Here is a 6,686-nt window from a genome sequence, read left to right on the forward strand (position 1 = left end):
TTCGTCTCTTCCCTTATCCGTCAAGCCTTGACTATGGTGTGCTGAAGTCTGTGTACCAAAAAGTCCCGCTGCGGAGTCGCTAGCTTCGGTTTTTCCCAAGCGGCTGCACACCGACCTGTGTCTCGACGAAATCCGCCCAGCGTTGCATTGCATACGCAGTGACAGCGCCGTAGGGTTCGACAAGCGCCTCTTCTCCCGTCTCCGACTGCAAACCGTCGCGCAGATGATGCAAACCCGTGCGGCGGAAATCGCCCAGCACGAAGCGCTCGACATCCAGCTCAAGCGACTTCACCGCCTGATTCAGCGTGCCCTTGGCGATCGGACGATCATCGTCGCCGCGTGTCGACGGAAAGACGTACGTGCGGCTGCTTTTCATGTCGCGTAGCTCGCGAAGCATCGATAGCGCCTGGCTCGAAAGCGGCACGCGACGCGTGCGGCCATTAGCAGCGCGTGAAGCGGGAATCGTCCAGACGCCACCGTCGAGATCGAACTCGCGCCACGTCGCTTCGATCAGTTCCGACTTGTTGGCCATCGTCAGCACGAGCAGATGCAGCGCGAGCTTCAACGGGCGCCTGATACTCGACGTGTAGATCGAATGCAGCAACGTGCCAATTTCGCTCGCATTCAGGACGCGTGTGCGCCCGTCTTGCGTCGCGATCGTGCGCGCCGCGATGGATTCGGCGGGATTGACGGTTGCGAGTTGCCGCGAGATCAGGAACGCAAACAGACGCTTCGCGACGTTGCGCGTGTGCAGCGCCATTTGCGGCGCGCCCCGGCTTTTGATCGCATCGCAGATGCACTGGATGTCTTCCGTCGTGACCTGCGCGATCGGCTTGTGGCCGATTGCGGGCAGAATGTCCTTGTCGAGCGCGCGTTGCGTCGTGCGGCGATATTCGTCGGATTTGCGGGCGATTGCCACCGCCACGTACAGTTCGGCGGCATCCCGCAGTACGTCGACACGTTTTTCGGCCCCACGATCTTGCCTCGCGATCGAAACGGGCGACAGGCCCTTCGCCACCATCTCCGCGTACTTCTGCGCGCGGGCCCGCGCGACCCGCAACGACATCAACTGATAGTCGCCGATGGTGACCATCGGCTGCCGACTCCCGTCGAGCGTATAGCGGAATCGCCATACTTTCTTTCCGGTCGGCATGATCTCGAGGATCAGGCCTTTGCCATCAGCGACGCTATAGCGCGTCGTGCGGGGCTGCAAGCTGCGGATGTGGGATTCGCTGAGCGGCGTCGCGAGTTTGGGCATGTCGGCGGTTTCGGTACACAGAGGGCGGCGAAAGCCGAGTTTACATGTCTGTGTACCGAAAACAAGCTCGCCGTCGGTAGATTTACAGCGCGAATCAGCGGGCAATATGCCCGCTTACTTGCCGATACAGAACCTGCTGAAAATAACACCGAGCAGATCGTCGGAGGTAAATTCGCCGGTGATCGAATTGAGTTGATCCTGGGCGAGTCGAAGTTCTTCTGCGAATAAATCGAGCGCTTGCGAGTTTTGATCTGCGTGCTCGGCGGCAAGTCCGAGATGATTCTGTGCGGCGCGCAGCGCGATCAGATGCCGCTCACGTGCCAGGTAGACGCTTTCGGCACCCGCCTGCCAGCCGGCGATGCGCAGCAACTCGCCGCGCAGCAGACTGATCCCGTCGCCCATCTTCGCGGACAGGCGAACTTCGGACAAATCGGCATCTCCTGACCCGTTCAACTTCGCAACGTCCGGCGCGACACCCGTCAGATCCGTCTTGTTGATGACGCGCACGACAGGCACGCCCCTCGGAAAACGTGCGGCGATCGTTTCGTCGTCGCCCGTCATGCCCGAACGCGCGTCGAGCAGATGCAACACGACGTCCGCGCGCTCGATCTCACCCCACGTCCGTTCGATGCCGATCTTCTCGACTTCGTCCTCCGTCTCGCGCAGCCCTGCCGTGTCGATCACATGCAACGGAATGCCTTCGACCTGAATCGTCTGCGCGACCTTGTCACGCGTCGTGCCGGCAATCGGCGTGACGATCGCGAGTTCCGCACCCGCCAGCGCGTTGAGCAGCGACGATTTACCGACGTTCGGTTGCCCCGCCAGCACCACGGACAGCCCTTCGCGCAGCAACGCGCCCTGCCGCGCTTCGCTGAGCACGAGTGCGAGACGTTCACGAATACGCGCGAGCTTGCCGCGTGCGTCGGCGGCTTCGAGAAAATCGATCTCTTCTTCGGGAAAATCCAGCGTCGCCTCGACGAGCATCCGCAGCGTGATCACGTCTTCGACCAGCGCATGGATGTCGCGCGAGAACGCGCCGTCCAGCGAACGGCCTGCGGAACGCGCGGCCGCTTCCGTGCTCGCTTCGATGAGATCGGCGACGGCCTCGGCCTGGGCGAGATCAAGCTTGTCGTTGAGAAATGCGCGCCGCGTGAACTCGCCCGGCTCCGCGAGACGCAAGCCGAACGCGCGCCCGGCATCGATGCAACGTTGCAGAACCAGCTGAAGCACGATCGGGCCGCCGTGTCCTTGCAACTCGAGCACATGCTCGCCTGTGTACGAATGCGGCGCCGGAAAATACAGCGCGATGCCGCGATCGAGCGCGTTGCCGCCGCTATCCAGAAACGGCACGTAGCTGGCGTGGCGCGGCGCGAGCGCCTGGCCGGTCAACGCCTGCATCATGGGCTGCGCCGCGGCTTCACCCGCGCGCCCGAACGAGATGCGCACGACACCTATCCCGCCGCGGCCGGGTGCGGTGGCGATGGCGACGATCGGATCGGAATCTGTGGCGAGCATGGCGGAAACGGGCGGAGACGTGTGAATAGGACGCGCACGGGCGTGTGCTGAACGCCTGGCATTGTAACGCGGACGTTTGTGGCGCCTTGGCGGCTGCGCTCTCGCGACAGGCAAGACTTAGCCTTCAGATTTATCTTGTACGCGTTAAGACGCAAGCTAACCCAAGATAGAAGAATTCCGACTCATCGTGTAGCCTGATCCCTACACCAGTAAGGGAAATGCGGATGTCGTGATTTAAAGATCGACGATTCCGACCTGTCATCACCACAAGATAGGCGAAACTCAGACACGCTAAATGTAGCGTGTACAGTTGTCTACCTGCGACGCGTCGGGCTGCACAATTTGCGGATGCCAACCGTCGAAGAAAAAACGGCCTTTGCCGAGCGACTCAAATTCGCGATGAGACGCGCCCCCGAGAAACTCAAGGGCGGGACCGATCTCGCATTGCATTTCAACTTACGCCATCACGGCGACCAGCCCGTGTCGCCGCAGACGGTGCACAAGTGGTTGAGCGGCCGCACGATCCCAACCGACGACAAGCTTCGCACGCTCGCGGCCTGGTTCGAAGTAGACGTCCACTGGCTGCACTACGGACCTTCGCCGAACGGATCGACACGGAATGTTCCGAAGCCTTTGGCGCGCGGTGAGAAATATCCGCTTTCACCTGAGACGCTCGAACTGGCGTCGAAAATCGAGTCGCTGACTCCGCATCATCGGTATCTGGTGCAGGAACTGATCGCACAGCTCTACGGCGACGCCGACAACTCCTAGAAAAATCACAGACACAAAAAAAACCGCCCGGCTGGAACCGGGCGGTTTTTGTTTTTTCCGGCATCGAATCGGACGAACGCTCATCCGATCCGAATAGCCGATCAGGCAGCCTTTCTCTTCTGCCCCATCATGCGCGTGATGTAGTACTGCTGTGCGATCGACAGCACGTTGTTCACGACGTAGTACAGCACGAGACCGGCCGGGAAGAAGAAGAACATGACCGAGAATGCGATCGGCATGAACATCATCATCTTGGCTTGCACAGGATCCGGCGGCGTCGGGTTGAGCTTCGTCTGAACGAACATCGAGACGGCCATCAGAACTGGCAGGATGAAGTACGGATCTTGTTGCGACAGATCGTGAATCCAGAGAACCCACGGCGCGCCGCGCATTTCCACCGACGACAGCAGCACCCAGTACAGTGAAATGAACACCGGAATCTGAATCACGACAGGCAGACAGCCGCCGAACGGATTCACCTTCTCAGTCTTGTACAGCTCCATCAGAGCCGCGTTCATCTTCTGCGGATCGCCCTTGAAGCGCTCGCGCAGCGCCTGCATACGCGGCGTGATTTCCTTCATGCGCGCCATCGACTTGTAGCTCGCGGCCGACAGCGGGAAGAACACGGCTTTGATCAGCAGCGTCAGCAGCACGATCGCCCAGCCCCAGTTGCCGACATAGCCGTGGATCTTTTCGAGCAGCCAGAACAGCGGCTTCGCGATGATCGTCACCCAGCCGTAGTCCTTCACCAGTTCCAGACCCGGCGCGATGCCTTCGAGCATGCGCTCTTCTTCCGGACCGGCGAACAGACGCGCGGACACGTCGATTGTCTGTCCCGGAGCGATGGACTGCAGCGGCTGCTTGACGCCCACGCGATACAGCGACGGATCGATCTTCTCGACGTAGATGTCACGCTTCGCGCCCTGCTGCGGAATCCACGCCGACGCGAAATAGTGCTGCACCATCGCAACCCAGCCGTTGTCGGCCGACTTTGCGTAGTCTTCCTTGTTCTTGTCGATATCGCCGAAAGTCAGCTTCTGGAAGTGATGCTGCTCCGTGTAGACAGCCGGTCCGATGAACGTGTGCGAGAAGCGCGGCGTCTCGACGGGCTGGCTGTCGCGCACGAGTTCCATGTACGCGGTCGGCTTGACGGCCGTCGTACCGACGTTCTGGATCTTCGTGTCGACGTTGATCACATAGCTGCCGCGCGTGAACGTGTACGTCTTCACGACCTTCAGACCGCCCTTTTCCGGCGACTGGAACGACAGCGTCAGCGTGTTGCCCGTCATGTCGGTCGCCTGACCGGGAACGGGCGTGAACACGTCGGTGTGGTTCGGGAAATCGCCGCCGAGCAGGCCCGTACGCGCCAGATACGTGTGGTCGGCCGTGTGGTCGAACAGCGTGATCACCTGATCGGGCTGCTTGCCCTCGCCCGGCTTGACCAGCGTGAGCTTCGACAGCGTGCCGCCACGCGTGTCAATCTGGCCGCGATAGACGTCAGTGTTGAACGAAACCAGTTGCGCCTGCTGCGCGGCGGGTGTCGTCGAACCCGGTGCGGCTGCCGTGGTCTGCGGCAAATCGGCCGGTTGGCTTGCCGTCGCCGACGAGCCCGGCGCGGCGGGAGCCGCCGTCTTGGTCTGCGTCGCGCTCGGGAAGAACATCGACGGGCGTCCGTGGTCGCGCTGCCAGTTGTCGAACAGCATGACAGCTGACATGAAGAAGATGACCCATAGGACGGTGCGTTTGATATCCATGCGTTGTCTCAGTGTCGATGGCACAGCGCGTCAGCGCTTCTTAGGAGTGGGAGGCGGGACAAGATCGATGCCGCCCGCCGAAAACGGGTGACAGCGGCACAGGCGCCTTGCGGCGAGGTAAGTACCACGCGCGGCGCCATGATACTGGATTGCTTCGCGCGCGTAATCCGAACAGGAGGGATAAAAACGGCACCGATTGCCGAGCATGGGACTCACGGCAATCTTGTAGAAACGCAGCAAAGCGAACAGTACCGTTTGCATGACTAGTGGGGCCAGACTGCGCCGCCCGGTGTGGAGCGCTGTAAGACAGCCGCGCCTCGACGCTGCGTGGCTGTCATGGCGTGGCGGGCGGCGTGTCCGCCGCTTGAGGAGCCGACGCTGCCGGCGCTTCGCGACGGGCGATTTCTCGCGCTACCTTGTCGAGCAGCGTATCGATTTCGCTGCGGCACAGTGTTTTCAACGGCGGCGACGATCCGCTGGGCATCGCCTTCCTGTCGAATTTGGTGTGCAAACGCAGCAGCACGTCCCAACCGCCGAATTCCGAGCGCCGCAGACGAAACGCTTCGCGCGCGAGGCGTTTAACCAGATTGCGCGTCACCGCGCGCGGCGCGTACTTCTTCCCGATCACGAGGCCGAGGCGCGCTTCGTTGCCCGTTGGCCGCGCGTACACGACGAAGTGAGCCGTCCGGCGCCACGGGCGCAAACGAAAAACGGATGAAAATTCATCCGTTTTTAGCAGCCTTGCGGCTTTGGGAAAGGCTGCGGACACCTGCAACGGAACAGAGTTCTGATGCGGCGCGTCTGCCGTTCCCGCAGCGTCGCGGGTCTCGGACACAGCGCGCACTCGGCTTGACCGTTATACGCCTGCCTTAGATGGCGAGGCGCTTGCGGCCCTTTGCGCGGCGTGCGTTGATGACTTTGCGGCCACCAGCGGTCTTCATGCGAACGCGGAAGCCATGGGTGCGCTTACGGCGCGTCACGGAAGGTTGGTAAGTACGTTTCATGTTGCTCTCACTTGTTTGAGAAATAACCGCGCGAGCATCGCTGAAAGTGCAATGGCCGGAGGTTCGAAAATTGGTTTTCGCGGAACCCGCTATTTAAACCGGTTTTCTCTGAGCCGTCAATAGTTTAGGGCAATGATCCACAGGCGATCTTAGTCGGCATTGTTTGATCGGGCCCTGTGGATAACTCACTTTGACTGCCGTTTTGGCGGTAGAATCTCGCCTTACTTCCCAAGAATCCTGCACGCCGCCCCGGCCCGCTTGACCCCGCAAACCCTTGTGGCACAAGCGTCTGGGGCTTTTCCGCCTGGCAGCTTCGGGCCTCGTCGCGTATCCCGCGACCAGAGCGCCGGCGGATCGCGTCGCAAACATAACGATAGCAACTTG

7 protein-coding genes are annotated in these 6,686 nt (G+C 61.1%); 1 reads left to right on the forward strand and 6 read right to left on the reverse strand.

Features of this window, described 5'->3' with window-relative positions; genetic code table 11:
• Nucleotides 1-79: 79 nt before the first annotated feature.
• Nucleotides 80-1,258: a tyrosine-type recombinase/integrase gene (locus tag QEN71_RS29650; RefSeq protein WP_201648775.1), complete on the reverse strand. Its 1,179-nt coding sequence runs from the start codon at nucleotides 1,256-1,258 to the stop codon at nucleotides 80-82.
• Nucleotides 1,259-1,372: 114 nt separating this feature from the next.
• Nucleotides 1,373-2,773, reverse strand: a complete 1,401-nt coding sequence (mnmE, locus tag QEN71_RS29655; RefSeq protein ID WP_201648774.1) for a tRNA uridine-5-carboxymethylaminomethyl(34) synthesis GTPase MnmE — start codon at nucleotides 2,771-2,773, stop codon at nucleotides 1,373-1,375.
• A gap of 348 nt (nucleotides 2,774-3,121) precedes the next feature.
• Between mnmE and QEN71_RS29660 the strand changes: the two genes are divergently transcribed.
• Nucleotides 3,122-3,544 (forward strand): transcriptional regulator, encoded by a 423-nt coding sequence (locus QEN71_RS29660; RefSeq protein WP_201648773.1) that lies wholly within the window; start codon nucleotides 3,122-3,124, stop codon nucleotides 3,542-3,544.
• A 101-nt stretch (nucleotides 3,545-3,645) separates the two neighbouring features.
• Here the strand turns inward: QEN71_RS29660 and yidC are convergent, their stop codons facing one another.
• The 4 genes from yidC to rpmH form a co-directional block, all read right to left on the reverse strand.
• The gene (yidC, locus tag QEN71_RS29665) at nucleotides 3,646-5,298 is read right to left on the reverse strand and encodes a membrane protein insertase YidC (protein WP_201648772.1); all 1,653 of its coding nucleotides are present in this window, start codon (nucleotides 5,296-5,298) and stop codon (nucleotides 3,646-3,648) included.
• A 30-nt stretch (nucleotides 5,299-5,328) separates the two neighbouring features.
• Complete coding sequence (gene yidD, locus QEN71_RS29670; RefSeq protein ID WP_007581797.1) at nucleotides 5,329-5,559, reverse strand: membrane protein insertion efficiency factor YidD; 231 nt, start codon at nucleotides 5,557-5,559, stop codon at nucleotides 5,329-5,331.
• Between the two features lie 73 nt (nucleotides 5,560-5,632).
• A complete protein-coding gene (gene rnpA / locus QEN71_RS29675; RefSeq protein WP_201648771.1) occupies nucleotides 5,633-6,142 on the reverse strand; it encodes a ribonuclease P protein component in 510 nt (169 codons plus the stop codon).
• Between the two features lie 25 nt (nucleotides 6,143-6,167).
• Entirely contained in the window at nucleotides 6,168-6,302 is a 135-nt protein-coding gene (gene rpmH, locus QEN71_RS29680; protein ID WP_004198824.1) for a 50S ribosomal protein L34, read from the reverse strand.
• Nucleotides 6,303-6,686 lie beyond the last annotated feature (384 nt).

The organism is Paraburkholderia sabiae, from assembly GCF_030412785.1.
GTDB lineage: Bacteria > Pseudomonadota > Gammaproteobacteria > Burkholderiales > Burkholderiaceae > Paraburkholderia > Paraburkholderia sabiae.

Excerpts from the sequence above, each read along its gene's own strand:
- QEN71_RS29650 (WP_201648775.1), bottom strand. The coding sequence starts at position 1,258 with ATGCCCAAACTCGCGACGCCGCTCAGCGAATCCCACATCCGCAGCTTG.
- mnmE (WP_201648774.1), bottom strand. The coding sequence starts at position 2,773 with ATGCTCGCCACAGATTCCGATCCGATCGTCGCCATCGCCACCGCACCC.
- QEN71_RS29660 (WP_201648773.1), top strand. The coding sequence starts at position 3,122 with ATGCCAACCGTCGAAGAAAAAACGGCCTTTGCCGAGCGACTCAAATTC.
- yidC (WP_201648772.1), bottom strand. The coding sequence starts at position 5,298 with ATGGATATCAAACGCACCGTCCTATGGGTCATCTTCTTCATGTCAGCT.
- yidD (WP_007581797.1), bottom strand. The coding sequence starts at position 5,559 with ATGCAAACGGTACTGTTCGCTTTGCTGCGTTTCTACAAGATTGCCGTG.
- rpmH (WP_004198824.1), bottom strand. The coding sequence starts at position 6,302 with ATGAAACGTACTTACCAACCTTCCGTGACGCGCCGTAAGCGCACCCAT.